Origin of the sequence: Thioalkalivibrio sp. AKL9 (assembly GCF_000377825.1) — a bacterium.
Classification (GTDB): Bacteria; Pseudomonadota; Gammaproteobacteria; order Ectothiorhodospirales; family Ectothiorhodospiraceae; genus Thioalkalivibrio; species Thioalkalivibrio versutus.
In genome coordinates this window covers 47,234-63,482 of record NZ_KB905117.1, presented here as the reverse complement: position 1 = coordinate 63,482, position 16,249 = coordinate 47,234, and the positions used below count along the sequence as shown (strand labels likewise).

The 16,249-nt window shown below is 66.1% G+C and carries 13 protein-coding genes; 4 read left to right on the top strand and 9 right to left on the bottom strand.

From position 1 onward, the window contains the following. Positions 1-290 (top strand): integrase core domain-containing protein (locus D573_RS14430; RefSeq protein WP_018939171.1); only part of this gene is annotated, 290 nt, incomplete at its 5' end. Positions 291-697: 407 nt separating this feature from the next. On the opposite strand, the gene D573_RS0112485 is transcribed toward D573_RS14430, so the two are convergent. Together D573_RS0112485 and D573_RS0112480 are read right to left on the bottom strand one after the other, a co-directional pair. Then, positions 698-2,071, bottom strand: a complete 1,374-nt coding sequence (locus D573_RS0112485) for a sodium-dependent transporter (RefSeq protein ID WP_018938937.1) — start codon at positions 2,069-2,071, stop codon at positions 698-700. Positions 2,072-2,074: 3 nt separating this feature from the next. Further along, positions 2,075-3,712, bottom strand: coding sequence for an alpha-D-glucose phosphate-specific phosphoglucomutase (locus D573_RS0112480; protein WP_018938938.1), 1,638 nt, complete (start codon positions 3,710-3,712; stop codon positions 2,075-2,077). Positions 3,713-4,128: 416 nt separating this feature from the next. On the opposite strand from D573_RS0112480, the gene D573_RS0112475 reads away from it, so the two are divergent. Next, on the top strand, positions 4,129-4,614 hold the full coding sequence (locus tag D573_RS0112475; RefSeq protein ID WP_018145970.1) for a DUF1249 domain-containing protein: 486 nt from the start codon (positions 4,129-4,131) through the stop codon (positions 4,612-4,614). 44 nt (positions 4,615-4,658) lie between these two features. On the opposite strand, the gene D573_RS0112470 is transcribed toward D573_RS0112475, so the two are convergent. Then, positions 4,659-6,794, bottom strand: a complete 2,136-nt coding sequence (locus tag D573_RS0112470; RefSeq protein WP_018938939.1) for an EAL domain-containing protein — start codon at positions 6,792-6,794, stop codon at positions 4,659-4,661. A gap of 24 nt (positions 6,795-6,818) precedes the next feature. Next, positions 6,819-8,948 carry an HDOD domain-containing protein gene (locus D573_RS0112465; RefSeq protein ID WP_018938940.1) on the bottom strand — a complete coding sequence of 710 codons (2,130 nt, stop codon included), beginning with the start codon at positions 8,946-8,948 and terminating at the stop codon, positions 6,819-6,821. A 208-nt stretch (positions 8,949-9,156) separates the two neighbouring features. On the opposite strand from D573_RS0112465, the gene D573_RS0112460 reads away from it, so the two are divergent. Next, a complete protein-coding gene (locus D573_RS0112460) occupies positions 9,157-10,605 on the top strand; it encodes a MinD/ParA family protein (protein WP_018938941.1) in 1,449 nt (482 codons plus the stop codon). Positions 10,606-10,627: 22 nt separating this feature from the next. On the opposite strand, the gene D573_RS14425 is transcribed toward D573_RS0112460, so the two are convergent. Continuing rightward, positions 10,628-10,804 carry a PLDc N-terminal domain-containing protein gene (locus tag D573_RS14425; protein WP_018145966.1) on the bottom strand — a complete coding sequence of 59 codons (177 nt, stop codon included), beginning with the start codon at positions 10,802-10,804 and terminating at the stop codon, positions 10,628-10,630. A gap of 176 nt (positions 10,805-10,980) precedes the next feature. On the opposite strand from D573_RS14425, the gene D573_RS0112450 reads away from it, so the two are divergent. Further along, positions 10,981-11,430, top strand: coding sequence for a YaiI/YqxD family protein (locus D573_RS0112450; RefSeq protein WP_018938942.1), 450 nt, complete (start codon positions 10,981-10,983; stop codon positions 11,428-11,430). A gap of 94 nt (positions 11,431-11,524) precedes the next feature. On the opposite strand, the gene D573_RS0112445 is transcribed toward D573_RS0112450, so the two are convergent. The 4 genes from D573_RS0112445 to D573_RS0112425 form a co-directional block, all read right to left on the bottom strand. Continuing rightward, on the bottom strand, positions 11,525-11,728 hold the full coding sequence (locus D573_RS0112445) for a hypothetical protein (RefSeq protein WP_018938943.1): 204 nt from the start codon (positions 11,726-11,728) through the stop codon (positions 11,525-11,527). A gap of 516 nt (positions 11,729-12,244) precedes the next feature. Next, positions 12,245-12,643 (bottom strand): prepilin-type N-terminal cleavage/methylation domain-containing protein, encoded by a 399-nt coding sequence (locus D573_RS0112435; RefSeq protein WP_018938944.1) that lies wholly within the window; start codon positions 12,641-12,643, stop codon positions 12,245-12,247. Between the two features lie 122 nt (positions 12,644-12,765). Next, the gene (locus D573_RS0112430; protein WP_018938945.1) at positions 12,766-14,001 is read right to left on the bottom strand and encodes a type II secretion system F family protein; all 1,236 of its coding nucleotides are present in this window, start codon (positions 13,999-14,001) and stop codon (positions 12,766-12,768) included. Between the two features lie 8 nt (positions 14,002-14,009). After that, the gene (locus D573_RS0112425; RefSeq protein WP_018938946.1) at positions 14,010-16,175 is read right to left on the bottom strand and encodes a GspE/PulE family protein; all 2,166 of its coding nucleotides are present in this window, start codon (positions 16,173-16,175) and stop codon (positions 14,010-14,012) included. Positions 16,176-16,249 lie beyond the last annotated feature (74 nt).

Here is a 16,249-nt window from a genome sequence, read left to right as displayed (position 1 = left end):
GCTATCACGCCCGGGCGTTCAGTCAGGCCTGCCGACGACTGGGGATCCGCCACCGTCGCACCCGGCCCTACACGCCCCGAACCAACGGCAAGGCCGAGCGCTTCATCCAGACCGCCTTGCGCGAGTGGGCCTATGCCTTCACCTACGCCACGTCAAAGGAACGCAAAAACCATCTTCCCCGATGGATCCATGACTACAACTGGCACCGTCCACACGGTAGCCTGAACCAACAACCACCCATCAGCATCCTCGGCCTACCCGAGGACAACCTCGTGAGACTCCACACCTAGGGAAACACTGATCGTTGTACACGTTCGCGTTGGCACCCCAGGTTTTCCGAGACAAGGCGCGTCGTGCAGCGGGTAGTGGTTCTACCCGCAAGCGGCGCAACGCAGGATCGGGGAACCTGGGGTTCCAACCCCACAAGCTATTGAAAGACGGGGGCTCGTCCGCCCGTTGTTATCAAAAACGGGCGCGCGCACGGCGTTGCGGCTCCCTTGTGCACAATGACTGCACGGCAGTCGCCGCGCCTTGTTCGCACGCAAAAGCGACTCGAGCGTGAACGTGTACATTGATCAGTGTTTCCCTAGCCGGGGTCGAGACTACCTGCGTATCGCCTATACCCAGTCCGAGTCCCGCCTGCGCGAGGCCGTCGAGCGCCTGCGGGGCTTGCTGTGATCCCCCTGGCCGGGTCGGGCTATATCCAACCGGCCAGATTCAACAGGAGTGCACCGAGTCCGATTGGCGCAACATAGCGGAGCACGAGGCGCCAGATGGTGAACGCGAAGGGGGCCAGGGCGAGCTCGTCGCGGGCCACGCGGGTATGCACAACCCAGCCGGCAAATACCGCGATCAACAGGCCCCCCAACGGGAGCATCAGGTTGATGGCCACGTGTTCGATGGCGTGGTAGACGGTCGGGATCTCGCGGCCCAGCAGGGTGATGTCCAGGCGTGTCCAGGCCGCTCCGCTGAACGAGAACACACTGGCCAGGCTCAGCAGCCAGACCGCGCTGCCACACACCAGGACGGCGAGCACGCGGGACGCATGCAGGCGCTCGTGAAACAGGTGCACGAAGGCCTGAACATTCGTGATCATGGTGCTGAATGCGGCCAGGCTCAGGGTGGCGAAGAACAGGGTCGTCAGCAGGACGCCGGCGGGCACGGCCGCCAGTGCCAGCGGCAGGGTCTGAAACATCAGCCCGGGGCCTTCGGCCGGGTCGAGCCCGAAACCGAACACGATGGGGAAGATCGCCAGCCCCGCGATCAGGGCGACCGCAGTATCCGCCAGTGCCACGCCAATGGCAGTGCGGCCGATGGACGTGTGCTGTGGCAGGTAGGCGCCGAACATCATCAGCACCCCGGAGGCCAGCGTCATGGTGAAGAACGCATGGCCCACCGCGATCAATACACCGTGCGAGGTCAGCGCGGAGAAGTCCGGCCGCAGCAGGAAATCCAGCGCCTGGCGGACATCCCCAATCCACCAGGCGCTGGCCAGGGCGGTCAGTAGCAGGACCAGCAGCACCGGCATCAGCACATGCAGCCAGCGTTCCAGCCCCTGGCGCAGGCCCAGGGCGACAATGCCGAAGGCCAGGGTAACGGCGAGGGTGCTCCAGGCGAGCATCTCGGCGGGGGAGGCCGTCATGGCGGCGAACACTCCCGCCACCTGGTCGCCGTCGGCGCCGACAAAGGCGCCGGTGGCGGCCTTGTGGACGTAGGAGAAGGCCCAGCCGGTGATCACCACGTAGAAGCTCATGATCAGAAAGGCGGAGAACAGGCCCAGCCAGCCGACCAGCTGCCACAGGTCGTGGGCGCCGCTCTCGCGAGCCACTTCGCGGGCTGCGTATCCAGGCGAGCGGCGGCCCCGGCGACCGATCATGACCTCCGCCATCATGATCGGAATGCCGATCAGGACGATGCAGCCGAGGTAGACCGCGAGAAAGGCGCCACCCCCGTTCTGGCCGAGGATGTAGGGAAACTTCCACACGTTACCCAGCCCCACCGCCGAGGCCGTGGCTGCGAGGAAGAAGGCATAGCCGTGGCTCCAGCGCTGCGCAGTGGCAGTGATCGTCATCCGTCAGGTGATGACGTCGGGCTTCTCGCGGCGGGTCAGGCCGGGGATGTCGCCCAGGCGGGAGGCGGCGTCAATAAGCGGGCCCAGCAGTTCCTGAGGGTCGGCATCGAGGTGTTCGGGATGGGTCTCGTGCTGCTCGATATACAGGCGCAGGGTGGCGCCCTCGGTGCCGGTGCCGGACAGGCGGAAGACGATGCGGGCCCCGCTCTCGAACAGTACCCGCAGGCCCTGGTGCTCGGTCAGGCTGTTGTCCACCGGATCGCGATAGGCGAAGTCGTCCGCCTGGGCGACGCGCATGCCGGCCAGGGACTGGCCCGGCAGTACCGAGAGCTGCTCGCGGATGCGCGCCATCACCTGTTCGGCCCGTTCGCTCTCCACCGCTTCGTAGTCGTGGCGCGTGTAGTAGTGGCGGCCATACTGGCGCCAGTGATCACGCACGATCTCCTCGACCGACTGGCGGCGTACGGCCAGCAGGTTCAGCCAGAACAGCACGGCCCACAGGCCGTCTTTCTCGCGTACGTGATCGGAACTGGTGCCAAAGCTCTCTTCGCCGCACAGGCGGATGCGCCCGTCGTCCAGCAGGTTGCCGAAGAATTTCCAGCCGGTGGGGGTCTCGAAGCAGGGGAGGGCCAGCTTCTCGGCGACCACGTCCACGGCCTGGCTGGTGGGCATGCTGCGGGCCACGCCCTTCAGGCCGTCGGCGAACGCCGGGATGTGATGGGCGTTGGCGGCCATGATGGCGAGGCTGTCCGACGGCGTGACGAAGAACCGGCGCCCGAGGATCATGTTGCGGTCGCCGTCGCCGTCCGACGCGGCCCCGAAATCCGGGGCATCCCGGCCGAACAGGGCCTCGCTCAGCTCGCGCGCATGGGACAGATTCGGGTCCGGGTGACGGCCGCCAAAGTCGGCCAGCGGTTCCGCGCGCAGGATGGTGTCGGCCGGGGCGCCGAGGCGGTTGATCAGGATCTCCTCGGCGTACGGGCCGGTAACCGCGTGCATGGAATCGAAGCGCATGCGGAAATGGTCGGAGCGCAGCAGTTCGCCGATGCGGTCAAAGTCGAACAGCGTGGCCATGTAGTCGGCGTAAGTGCCCACGGGGTCGACGACCTCGATGTCCATGTCGCCCATCTGTACTGCGTGTAGATGATCGATGTCGACATGCTCAGCGCCGTTGGCGATCCGGTAATGGCTGATGCGGGTGCTCTGTTCGAAGATCGCGTCGGTCACCGAGTGCGGGGCCGGGCCACCGTTGGCGGTGTTGAGCTTGACGCCGAAATCCCCCTCCGGCCCGCCCGGGTTGTGGGAGGCGGACAGGATCAGGGCGCCCGTGGCCCCCCGAGACCGGATCAGGTAGGAGGCGGCCGGCGTGGACAGCAGTCCGCCATACCCGATGGCGACCTTCTGCACCCCGTTGGCTGCGGCCATGCGCAGGATGACCTGGATCGCCTCGCGATTGTGGAAGCGCCCGTCGCCGCCGACCAGCAGTTCGCCGTTCTTCAGATCCGGGCAGGCATCGAAGACGCTCTGGATGTAATTCTCCAGATAGTGCGGCTGGCGGAACTGCCGGACGCGCTTGCGCAGACCGGAGGTGCCGGGTTTCTGGTCGGGAAAGGGCTGGGTCGTGACGACACTTATGTCCATGGGTCGCTCATCCTTGTTGTCCAGGGAGACGCTGAGCAATGCGGACGCTCGCGCTCGAGTCGATTCTGTGGCCTGACAGGGCGTGGTGACTGGCGTGCAGTCGCTCGGCACAAGGGAGCCGTTCTGCCGTGTTCATCCAGCACGGGCGGCCGAGCCCCGTTTTTCGACGGCTTGCGAGGTTGATGCCCCGTGTTCCCCATTCCTGTGTTGCGCCTTGATGAGGACAAGAACGGGTCGGTAGCACCACCACCGGACTGCGTGCCGGGCCGGGTCTCGGAGAACATGGACACCAACGCGTGCGAGTACAACATTGCTCGGCACCTCCCCTGCCGACGTTACCAAAAAGCCCTGGGGGTGTCCTGCTCTGGATGCGGACAATCGGTGTCCCGCGAAACGGTGCTGTTAGACTGCGCGACATGTTGCTGGAGCGTAAGACCCCGTCCCATCTGGAGCCCAGGCCCGAGAGCTTTGCGGCGCTGATGGAGATGTACGAGGAGAACTACCTCGCACTGCGGCGTTTGTGCCCCGAGCTCGAGCGGCAGCCGTTGCGGTCGGTCTCGCGGGTCGAGGGTGCGCTGGATCTGTACCTGGAGGTGCTGGAGCGCACCCGCTACACGACCACGCTGCACCTGACCTACCGGTTCGACCACCAGGGCGAGCGTCGGCAACAGCCGGACATGCGCGTACGCATGTTCCATGATGCGCGGCAGGCGGAGGTACTTGAACTGCACTGCCGCACGATGGGCGACGGTCGCGCGCCGGAGATGCTGACCGGGCACCCGGGCCTGGTCTGCCGCTGGAGGCATAACCGGTTCCTGTACAAGTGGCTGCGCTATTGCCTGCGCCAGGGACACCGCTTCCTGGCCGATGCGGCGCCTGAGGTGGTCGCGGCCGATTCGTAGGGACACGCAATGCAGTCGCAGCGTCTCCCGGGTTGCCGGAGAGGCTACTGGCAGGTAGTGGGTGCGGCGAAGAGGGCCTCGTTCTCCAGCAGGGTATGCAGTGGTGCCGGCTGGCCGAACAGGAAGCCCTGAACCATCGGGCATTCCAGGTCGCGCAGATAGTCGCGGTGGGCCTCGGTCTCGACCCCTTCGGCCACGATGTTCATGTGCAACCCGCGGGCCATGGAGATGATCGCGTTGACGATGCAGGCCTCGTCCTCGCGGCAGATCGTATGGGTAAAGCTGCGGTCGATCTTGAGCGTGTGAATCGGCAGCTTCTGCAGGTAGCTTAGCGACGAATAGCCGGTGCCGAAGTCATCCACCGCGATCTGCACGCCGGCGGCCCCGAGACGGTTCAGCTTGTGCACCGTGTCCGGGGTGTCGCTCATCAGCAAGTTCTCGGTGATCTCGACCTCCAGAAGGTCGGGCGGGAAGCCCGTCTCGCCCAGGATGCCGAGGAAATCCTCCACGAAGTCGTCACGCTCGACCAGCACGGGCGACAGGTTCACCGCCAGGCGCAGTTCCGGGTAGCCGTCGCGGCTGTGGCGCTGCATTTCGCGGATGGCGGTGCGCAGGGTCAGACGGTCGAGATCCACAATCAGGCGGGTCTCCTCGGCGACCGGGATGAACTCGGCCGGGCCCAGCAGCCCGAGCGTGGGGTGATCCCAGCGGATCAGGGCCTCGACGCCCACCATATGCCCGGTTTCCGTATCCACCTGCGGCTGGTAGAGGATGTGAAACTCGTCGCGCTCGAGTGCGCGGCGCATGTCCTGTTCCAGTTGCAGTCGCCGCGGCGGATGGCCGCCCATGTCCGGGCTGTACACGCGCACACCCGTCTTGCCGCTGCTCTTCTCGCGGTACATTGCGATATCCGCATTCTTGATGAGGGCCTCGAGGTTGTCGCCGGCATCCGGGTAGATCGCGATGCCGATGCTGGCCCCGACGAACAGCTCCTGGTCGCCGATCTTGAACGGGGCCTGCAGGCTTTCCAGGATCTTGTCGGCTACCTGGATGGCGGCCTCGTTGCTGGCCAGTCCCGGGATCAGCAGGGTGAATTCGTCGCCGCCGAAGCGTGACAGCGTGTCGCCCTTGCGGATGCAGGCTTGCAGCCGCTGAGCGACCTCCTGCAGCAGGCGGTCGCCCACGGTGTGACCGAGGGAATCGTTGATCACCTTGAAGCGGTTCAAATCGATGAACAGCACCGCCAGCTGGGTGCCCGAGCGCTGCGCATGCGAGATGGCCACATCCACCCGGTCGCGGAACAGGGCGCGGTTGGGCAGTCGGGTCAGGAGGTCGTGATAGGCCTGGAAGTTGATGAAGGCCTCGGATTCCTTGCGGTCGGTGATATCCCGTGCCGTGCCGTAGATCAGCGTTTCGCCGTTGTCCGCGTCGTCGCTGTTGCTGGACGGCCACACCGCGACCTCGAAGAAGCGGCGGGTGCGCGAAGGCGTGCCGGGCTTCAGGGCCAGTTCCACCGAGCGGATGTGGGGGTGCGGGCTGGCGGCCTGTTCGAAGAAGTATTCCGCCTTGTCGCGATCCTCGGGTTCGACGAGGTCGAACACCGAGCGGTCGATCAAGTCGCGGCGGGCATGGCCCAGTAGCTCGTGGACACGTGAATTGACGAAACGGAAGCGATGGTCGGCGCCGAGAACGAAGACAATATCCGGGGAGTTATTGACGATCACCCGGTGCAGGCGCTCGGACTTCTCCAGGCGGGCCCGCATGGTCCGATTGGCGTCTTCCAGCGCCTTGTGGTGCAGGGCATTGCGGACGGTGGCCAGTAACTCGGCGGGCTCGTAGGGCTTTTTCAGATAGTCGTGGGCGCCCTCGCGCAGCGCCCCGGCGACATCCTCCACCGTGCTGTTGCCACTGACGACCACGGTGAGGGTCTCGAGCCCGGCGGCCTGCATGAAGCGCAGCACGTCCAGTCCGTTGAGTTCCGGCATGGTCAGGTCGAGCAGCAGCAGGTCGTAGTGCTTTTCGCGCAGGGCCTCGATGGCCGCGCCACCCCCTGCGGCCGTCCGCACGGGGTAGCCCTGAATGGTCAGGAGTCCGCGCAGGCTCTCGAGCAGGCCGGGATCGTCATCGGCAATGAGGATTTTGACGGATTGCGGGTCGATCGGCGCGTCGCGTTCGGGCATCGGGGTCTCGTGGTCAGTAGCGAATCATTGTCGCGTCGTCCCTGATGCGCTCGCCAACCCCCGTGATGCGTGGGGCAGTGCGATTTCGAAGCGCGTCCCTGCGCTCCCGCTGGTGAATGAGAGTCCCGCACCGATCTCCTCGGTCAGGCGTTTGACGATGCTGAGCCCGAGCCCGGCATGGCCTGTGCCCTTGGTCGATGTCACAGGCGCGAATGCCGCGGCCTGGATCTCGGCAGGGAGCCCGGGCCCCTTGTCCTCTACCGACAGGGGCACGACCCTGCGGCCATCTACGGTGGTTGGGGCACGGGTGGCGATGGTGATCTCCCCGCCGGATGCCTGGGCCTCGGCCGCGTTCTTCAGAAGATTGATGAGGATCTGCCGCAGGTGATCCGCGGGGGCCGACAGCGGCGGATCGGAGGGAGTCAGATCCAGGTGCAGGCGGACGCCTCGTGTGCGACAGAGTGAGCCGTCCACGATATCGGCGACCTGGCGGACCAGTGCATTCAGCGAGGCCGGTCCGGTCTCCTCGTTCCCGGCAGCCTGCGGATCGCGCAGGCGCAGCAGGATGCGCCCAACCCGGTCGATTTCCTCCTTGATCAGGCCCAGCTCGTGGCGCGCTTCGTGTTCTTCGCCAAGCTTGTGGTTCAGCACGCTCAGGTAGTTCTGGATGATACTGAGCGGGTTTCCGGCCTCGTGCACCGTGTCGCGGATGCGCTGCTCGGTGGCGCCGTCCGGGGCATCCGCCGGCTCGGGTGTGGCGACCAGCGCCCGGGCGATCTCGCGTGCGAGGGAGCCGATGAAGTTCGAGCGGGCCTGCAGGGCCTGCGCCTGACTGCGTGCAAGGCCAAGGATCAGCACCCCCGCGGGTTCCTGGCCGTCGGCGAGCAGCGGAAAGCTCCACAGGATTTCGGCTTCGCAGAGCCGGAACAGTTGCTGGTCGATCACGGGCAAGCCGGCGGCGTTCTCTTCCTCGTGGAGCTGAATCTCGCGATCCAGCAGCGTATCGGTCACCAGGCTGCGCCCGGGTAGCAGCGGCAGGGTGAAATCGGGGATCTCGTCGTCCTCCACCCAGGCGGCGATAGACTGGTGATCCGGGTCGATCAGAAACAGCAGGCTGTGGTCTATACCCAGCGTCAGGTACAGGGTGCGGCGCGCGGCGGCGCAACGCTCCTGCAGGTCGGCCGCCCTGGCCAGTTCGCCATTCATGCGTTCCAGCTCGGTCAGATCACGGACCCGGGCGGCCAGTGCGCGCTCCGCCGCGTGATCGGTCTCCTCCGGGTTTTGATCCGCCGTGGTCCGGGTCGCGCCCAGATCGATTTCCAGTGATCCGGCAATTCGCCGCACATCCTCGGCCACGCGCCCGCGCAATTCGCGGGTCAATCCCTCGTTGAGGCCGAAAAGGGTATCCGCCGCGGCCAGGGCGGTCTCGTTGCACCCGGCCGCGGAATCCTGTGTGCCTGCGCCCGGCAGACAGCCCATTGCATGCGACAGGTTGACCAGCTTGACCAGGTGATGGGCGTCGCGCACGCGCTCGGCCGGTTCCAGGTGGTAGCGCACGGCATCGGCCAGGAACGGGCCCAGCCCCCAGGCCTCGAGGCATTCGCCGCCCAGTTCCCCGTAGTGTTGACTGTAGGTTGTGCGTTCGGTCTCGATCAGGTGGGGGTCGTCTTCGGCGGACTGGAGGATGGGCCAGTAATGCCCCTCGTCACCCACCAGGCGGACCAGGCGCCCGATGTCGATCAGCAGTCCGGCGAGGTAGGCCTCCTCGGGCCGCGGGTAGCGGGTGAGGGTTGCGAGGACCTGTGCCAGGTTGGCGGTGGTCAGCGCCCGTTGCCAGATGGTGCGCAGGTAGCCGCGATGGCGGGGTCCGAACTCGCCGAACAACTGCTGGATCGACGCGGTCAGGGCCAGGCTGCGCACGGTATCCAGGCCCAGGCTGAACAGGGCGCGGTCGATAGTGCGGCAGGTGGAGCCGCGATAGTAGAAGGGCGAGTTGGCGGCCTGCAGCAGGCGGCTGGACATGCCCGCGTCCTGCATGATCGCCCGGGCCAGGGACTGGAAATCGGCCTCATGGGCCTGGGTGGCGTCCAGCACCGGGATGAGCGCCTGGGGCAGGCTCGGTAGACCGTCCGTTGCCGTATTGACGCTCGTCATGCTGCTCCCCGGTCGCGTGCAGTCGGCCTGCCGCGCCTTTTGCCCTGTGTGCGTGTCCGGAACCGAAGCTCTGATGCAGTCTGTCGGATCACCACTGGTTCCTGACTATACTGAGTGGTATTGCCCCGCGCCACCGAATGGGGTAGACCGACTGTGAGTTCGCCATCATTCTTTCCCCATGCCGATGAGTGCCATGCAGGAAGCCGCGATGTCCCGTCACAGCGCCTTGACGGATACCCGTTCCCGTGTCGCCGCGCGCCCGCGGGTCCTTGTCGTGGCCAGCGGCAAGGGCGGGGTGGGCAAGTCCAGCATTGCGGTGAACCTGGGGATCACGCTGGCGCGGCGGGGGCGGCGGGTCGGCATCCTGGATGGGGATACCGGCCTCGCCAACGTGAACATACTGCTGGGGTTGCGCCCGCAACAGGGCCTGGCGGAGGTCCTGGCGGGCGAATGTGGAATCCGCGATATCCTGCTGGAAGGGCCGCACGGCCTGAAGATCATCCCCGGCGCCAGTGGTATTCGCGAATATGCGGAGCTCTCCGGGGCGCATCAGCAGCGGCTGGCGGAGGAACTGGCGAACATCGAGGCGGATTTCGACGACCTGCTGCTGGATACCGCCGCGGGCATTGGTGATACCACGCTCGATTTCCTCGCGGCCGGGCACCAGGTCCTGCTGGTGCTGACGCCGGAACCGACCTCGCTGACCGATGCGTTCTCCCTGCTCAAGCTGGCGTTGCGGCGTCAGGCCCTGGATGTCCGCGTGATCGTGAACATGGTGGCGGATGTCGCCGAGGCCCGCAGCGTCTTCCAGCGGTTTGCGAATGCTGTCGAGAAATACCTGCATACCCGGGTCGAATTTCTCGGCTTCGTCCAGCGCGACGAAAGCCTCCGCTCGGCCGTCACACTGCAGCACCCGGTCGCCCTGTTCGCCGAGAATGACCCCTCGGCGCGTCCGTTCCAGCGTCTGGCGAATGCCCTGGAAGACAGCCTTCCGCATGAAGACGCGCCAGCATTCAGCCTTTTCTGGCGGCGTCGTCTGCAGCAGGATGATCCGGCTGCGCATACGCCGTTGGGGGACGCTCGTCCACAAGCCCCGGCGCTCGCTGCGGAGCCGCCCCCGGTCGACCATGCCTCGGAAGCCTCGGAAGCCTCGGACGGCTTGGGCAGCGAAGAGGGTGTGCTCGGGCGCTTGCGCGCGGCGTTCGACGCGGCCCTGGAGGCCTCCGAGCCCGAGGCGCTGGCGGTGGAATTGGACGCCATGCACGAGCAGTACCGGGCGCGAACGGGCTGCGCTGCGATCGATCTGATGGCACTGGTGGACGCGCTGCAGGCGGATCCGGAGGCCCATGCCGGGTTGCTGGGCCGTTTGCGTGCGCGGCTTGCGCCCGCGATGGACGCACCCCAAGACGTAGCGGCGCCGGCGACCATGCAAGCCGGGGAGGGTCGACGCCCCGGGGCTGACCGTCCTCCGCCCGATTTCGGCTGGAAGGGGCGGGACGAGTCGGCCGCCAGGCCCGCTCGGGTGGGCTCCGCGTCTCGTGTGCAGGCAACTGCCTACGACGCGACCCGTTTTGGTCCCCAGGAGGCGCTACTCGAGCGACTGCGTCAGGCGGGCGATGACGCGCCGACCCTTGCGGAGTTCCTGCGCCGGATGTGAGCGCCCGGTGCCTGGGTTGGGCCTACTTGGGCCCGAGCAGCAACCAGGCGATCAGACCGACCAGGGGAAGAAACAGCAGGATCAGGATCCACAGTACTTTCACTATGGGGGTCGCGGGGCTTTGTGCGGTGCGCACGATTGCCCAGATCACGATCAGCAGCCAGATCAGGCCCAGAATGCCGGTGACTTCAATGCCCATGTAATGCTCCTTGCGAGGCTTGGCCGGAAGGGCCAAGCATGTTGGTTGACGTCTCCCAAGCAGATAGCACGACGTGTACCGCCCCGGCGCCAATCCGAACGGTGAGGAAATGTGCCGGGCGCCGCAAACGACTACCCTGCACCCCGATCATCAGCGAGCTTTCGGGAAGGAGAACCATGAAGATCTGGGTCGACGCGGATGCCTGCCCCGCGGTCATCAAGGAGATTCTGTTTCGTGCGGCGAAGCGCACGGGGGTTCCGGTCACGCTGGTCGCCAATCAGCCGATGCGCACGCCGCCGTCGAAGCTGATCGACTCGATCCAGGTCGGCGCCGGGTTCGACGTGGCCGACAACGAGATTGTCCGGCGCCTCACGGCCGGGGACCTGGTCATCACCGCCGACATCCCGCTGGCCGCTGAGGTGATCGAGAACGGCGGGCAGGCGCTGAACCCGCGCGGCGAGCTCTACACTCCCGACAACATCCGCGAGCGCCTCAGTATGCGCGACTTCATGGATACGCTGCGCTCCAGTGGGGTCGAGACCGGCGGCCCGGCGGCGCTGGGTCCGCGCGACCGCCAGGCCTTCGGCAATGCCCTGGATCGCTGGCTCGCGCAGAACGTGAAATAGCCGGCTGCAGGCGGGCTCCCGCGTGCATTAAACAGCCTCTTCCCGGCGAACAATCGCCGAGCGGCTGCAAGCGGCTGGAGTTAAGCGTCGCGCCTCATAGCCGCAACTGGCGGATCAGCTGCAGGGTTTCCGTGGCCAGCCGCAGGAGTTCGTCGTCGGCAGGGGCGCAGGTACTCTCGTGGTCTGTTTCGAGCGCGTGCCCGTGGGAGGAGTCACTGGAAGACTCGGAGTGTTCGGTATGCGGCCGGGATACCTGCAACAGGTCCGCAGCCTCCGGAAAGTGGCGGTACGTTTGCACTGACAACCCACCTTCGCGTCGGGGTGAACGGGTGACTTACCCGGGATAACGGCGACGAGCGGGAAACCTTGAAGCGTGGAGTTGGCTGGGAGGCAAAGGGCAAGGTTTGACCCCGAAGACTCTCAACTGGCGGATCAGTTGCAGGGTTTCCGTGGCCAGTCGCAGGACCTCCGCGTCGGCCAGGCTGCACGTCCTGGAACGTTCGGTCCGGAGCTCCGAGCGGCGGGAGGGGTCACTGGACTTGGAGGAGGCCCCGGCATGCGGCAGGGAAACCTGAAACAGGTCGGTAGCCTCCAGGAAGTGGCGGTTCGTTCGCACAGGCAACCCACCATCGCGTCGGGATAATTGGGATGACTCGTCCCGATAACGGCAAAGGGCGGGAAACCTTGAAGCGTGGGGATGCGCGGCAGGCAAATGGCAGGGTGGGCCCATGATGAGCTCAACGCGAAGGAGCCGGCATAAAGCCGGCTCCTTCAGGAGCATATAGCCCGATCGCGAACAGACGTGCGTAGAGCGCTACTTGCTGGTGCCAGTCAGCTGGAACGTTGTGGTTTCACCAGTATTGTCGGCAGTCAGGGTGCAAGCCTCGGTTTCCCCATCAGCAATCGTGGCAGCGGTGATGGAGTACCGAGTAGTGTCAAAGTTGTCGACAAGATCGGGCGCATCACTGCAGTCACCCACTGCAATACATTCAGTCTTGTTCAGGCGGCAGGCCGCGACGTTAATGGTGTTGGCCGAGGTCAGGTTGGATGCCTGGCTTTCCAGTGCGGCTTCTTCGGCATCGCTGGAAAAGTCGATAAAGCGCGGGGCGGCGACGGCGGCGAGGACGCCGATGATAATCAGGACGATGACGAGTTCGATCAGCGTGAAGCCGCGGCTGCGAGGGGCCTGCAGGAAGTCGGTCTTGGGTTGCATTGGATTCCCCTGGGTGGTCAAAAACTGCTTGTTGTTTGTGACTCAATTCACTTTTTTGCCGAGTCTAGCACGGCGGAACCGGTGTCGGTCCAGACGCGGGATGCGTGCGCGCCCCGGGCGGTTCAAAGGGCCGCGGCGCCCAGATCCCACATGGGCAGGAACACGCCCAGGGCGAGGATCAGCACCATCGCCCCGATGATCCCGATCAGGAGGGGCTCGATGGAGCTGGACAGCGTCTTCAGCTCGTAGTCCACCTCTTGCTCGTAGAAGCGGGCGACTTCTTCCATCATGTCGTCGACCTGCCCGGTCTCCTCGCCGACGGCGATCATCTGTAGCACCAGGGGCGTGAACATGCCCGTCCCGGCCGCGGCACCGATCAGGGATTCGCCGCGTTCCAGGTTGGCCCGCATCTCGTCCACCCGGTTTTCCACCCAGGCGTTGTCCACGGCGCGGCCGACCGCTTCCAGGCCATCCAGTACGGGGATGCCGGAGCGTGAGGCCATGGTCATGGCGCGGGCGAAGCGGGCCAGCAGGGCGCGTTCGATGATGGAGCCGACAATGGGCAGGCTCAGTTTCACGCGGTCCCACCACAGGCGTCCGGGCTGGGTCCGGATCCAGCGCAGGAAGCCGAGCGTGACCGCGACGGTGATGCCGAGCATCCACGGCCAGTAGGCGACGGTGAAATCGGAGGTCGCCATCAGGATGCGCGTGGGTAGGGGCAATTCCGCCCCGAAGCGTTCGAACATGCCGGCGAAGGCGGGAATGACCACCACGTTGATGATGGCGAAGGCCGCCGCAATGGCGACCAGCACAAAGATCGGGTAGCGCACGGCCTGCTTGATCTGCTGGCGCGTCTCGCGCTCGCGCTCGAGATAGAAGGCGAGCTGCTGGAAGGTCTCTTCCAGTCGCCCCGTGCTTTCGCCCATGCGCACCATGTTGACCATCAGGGGCGAGAAGACTTTTGGCTCGTCGCGCATCGCGGACCACAGCTCGCGCCCCGCCTCCAGGGCATCGGCCATGCGGCCCACGGCATCCGCAAGCCGGGCGTTGTGCGAGGTTTCGGCCACGCCACCCAGGCCGCGGACAATCGGGACCCCGGCGCGCGTCAGGCTGTGCATCTGGCGGACGAACAGCTCGAGGTCGTCCAGGCGCGGGCGGCCCGTGGCCTTGCGCTTGCGCCCGCGTGGTCCTCCCGTGCTGGCGGATGCCGCCGATGCGTCGCTGGCCGGACGAATCTCCAGTGGCGTTGCGCCGTCGCTCATCAGGCGGCGGGCGACGCCCGCTGGCGAATCGGCCTCGAGTTGCCCCTGCTGGACGCTGCCGGTCGAGGAACGGGCGCGGTAGTTGAACAGTGCCATGCGGTGGGTTAACGCTCGCGATCCGGAGGCACCAGTTCCAGACGACCGTCATCCAGCTCCAGCGGGTTGCCCGGTGGCGATGAATGCGAGTCGGCAGATCCCTCTGCAGAGGCCTGACGCAGGTCATCTTCGGGGAGTGCCGGGAGGTCGGAGAAATCCGGTTCGGCGGCCGTAACGGGCGCATCTTCCTGGTCGTCCAGGCGGGCCGATTCGCCCGCGATGCGCAGGACTTCCTCCAGTGGGATCAGCCCCTGGCGTGCATAATCCAGTGCCACCTGGCCGAGGGTACGAAACCCGGGGCTGCGGTGGGCGGCGTCGCTGAAGCCCTGGTGATCGTCGATGCGCAGCGCGGCCGCCATGTCGCTATCCAGTTCCAGCAGTTCGTAGATGCCGATGCGGCCGGAGACCCCGGTGTTGTTGCAGCGGTTGCAGCCGGTCCCTTGACGCCAGTTGGCCATCGAGTCGGGATCGTCGTCGATCGCGGCCAGCGCGGCGAGCTCCCGCGGGTCGGGGGTGGCCGGTTCCGCGCAGTCGGGGCAGACGCGGCGGGCAAGGCGCTGCGCGAGGACGCCGATGATCGAAGGCGCTAACAGGTAGCCCTCGACGCCCATGTCCAGGAGACGGATGGGTGTGGAGACGGCATCATTGGTGTGCAGGGTGGACAGCACCAGATGGCCGGTCAGCGCGGCGCGTACACCGATCTCGGCGGTTTCGCGGTCGCGCATCTCGCCGACCAGCACGACGTCCGGGTCCTGCCGCAGGGCGGTGCGCAGCACGCGCGGGAAGTCCAGCCCGATGCGGCTGTTTACCTGCACCTGGCATACACGCGGAATCCGATACTCGACCGGGTCTTCCACGGTGATGATCTTTTTTCCGGCATCGTTGATCGCGCGCAGGGCGGAATACAGCGTGGTGGTCTTGCCCGAGCCGGTGGGGCCGGTGACGAGGATGACCCCGTGCGGATGGCGCAGCAGGCGGTCGAACGGTTCGCGCACATGCGGTGGCATGCCCAGCTTGTCGAGATCGAGGATGCCGGTGCTCTGGTCGAGCAGGCGCATGACCACGGATTCGCCGGACTGCAGCGGCAGGGTGGACACGCGCACGTCGATCGAGCGGTCGCGGACGCGGATGTTGAAGCGCCCGTCCTGCGGCAGGCGGCGCTCGGAGATGTTGAGGCCCGCCATGATCTTCAGTCGCGACACCAGCGCGTTGGCGATCTGGCGTTCCTTGAATTCCTGCTCGTGCAGCACGCCGTCGATCCGCTGGCGCACGCGCAGCACGTTCTCGTCGGGTTCGATATGGATGTCCGAAGCACCGGTCTGAATGGCGTCTTCGAACAGCGTCTGCAGCAGGCGCACCACTGGTGCGTCGACCTTCATCTCTGCCTCGACCAGCTGGTCGAGATCGTAATCGCTGCGCGAGATCTCTTCCGACAGTTCCTCGGCGACCCGCGAGATGGCCTCGGTGTGGCGGTAGACGCGATCCAGCGTAGCGAGCAGGTCGTCTTCTGCGACCACTGCGATCTGCGGACGCTGCCCGAGGCTGCGAGCGATCTCGTCCTGCGCAAAGATGTCGGTGGGGTCCGCCATGGCCACCAGAATCCCGTCGCGCCCCTCGGACAGGGGCAGGGCGCGGAAACGCCGGGCGAGGGTCTCTGGCAGCTGCTTGGCCACGGCGGGGTCGAACTGGTAGCGGCGCAGGTCCACCTGCGGGATCTGCAGCTGGTCGGCCAGCACGTCGAGAATCTGCGCCTGGCTGACGAGCCCCATGTCGATCAGGACCTGCCCCAGCTTGCGCGAGCTGCCCTTTTGCTGCTTGAGGGCTTCGTCCAGCTGCCCCTCGGTGATGTGGCCATAGTCGATGAGCAGGTCACCGATACGGATGCGCCGGACCTGTTCCTGCAGGGCCGTGGCGATGTCCTCCTGGGTGCAAAGCTCTAGATCGGTCAGCACGCGGCCCAGCTTGCGCCCCGAGCTTTCCTGTTCGGCAAGGGCCTGTTCCAGCTGCTCTGGGGTGACGATGCCGGTCTCGACCAGGGTTTCCCCCAGCGAACGGCTCCGACGTGCCGCCGTGGGCGTACGGTTGCCTGCGCTCTTCTCCGCCGGGGCGGGTGTCTGTTCACCAGCGGGACGGTCCTGATCCTGATCGGTTTCCGGCTTGCGGAAAAAGCGCATGCGCCAACCTCTACTGGGAGCGCCAAACGAGCCCGCAGGCGCGGGAACGGGGCGGTGGCGGGTTTTGTGGCGAC

Bases quoted from the DNA above. Each gene is read 5' to 3' on its own strand.
- D573_RS0112450 (WP_018938942.1), top strand. From the start codon at position 10,981: ATGAAGATCTGGGTCGACGCGGATGCCTGCCCCGCGGTCATCAAGGAG.
- D573_RS0112470 (WP_018938939.1), bottom strand. From the start codon at position 6,794: ATGCCCGAACGCGACGCGCCGATCGACCCGCAATCCGTCAAAATCCTC.
- D573_RS0112465 (WP_018938940.1), bottom strand. From the start codon at position 8,948: ATGACGAGCGTCAATACGGCAACGGACGGTCTACCGAGCCTGCCCCAG.
- D573_RS0112435 (WP_018938944.1), bottom strand. From the start codon at position 12,643: ATGCAACCCAAGACCGACTTCCTGCAGGCCCCTCGCAGCCGCGGCTTC.
- D573_RS14425 (WP_018145966.1), bottom strand. From the start codon at position 10,804: ATGGGCATTGAAGTCACCGGCATTCTGGGCCTGATCTGGCTGCTGATC.
- D573_RS0112430 (WP_018938945.1), bottom strand. From the start codon at position 14,001: ATGGCACTGTTCAACTACCGCGCCCGTTCCTCGACCGGCAGCGTCCAG.
- D573_RS0112480 (WP_018938938.1), bottom strand. From the start codon at position 3,712: ATGGACATAAGTGTCGTCACGACCCAGCCCTTTCCCGACCAGAAACCC.
- D573_RS0112485 (WP_018938937.1), bottom strand. From the start codon at position 2,071: ATGACGATCACTGCCACTGCGCAGCGCTGGAGCCACGGCTATGCCTTC.
- D573_RS0112475 (WP_018145970.1), top strand. From the start codon at position 4,129: ATGTTGCTGGAGCGTAAGACCCCGTCCCATCTGGAGCCCAGGCCCGAG.
- D573_RS0112460 (WP_018938941.1), top strand. From the start codon at position 9,157: ATGTCCCGTCACAGCGCCTTGACGGATACCCGTTCCCGTGTCGCCGCG.
- D573_RS0112425 (WP_018938946.1), bottom strand. From the start codon at position 16,175: ATGCGCTTTTTCCGCAAGCCGGAAACCGATCAGGATCAGGACCGTCCC.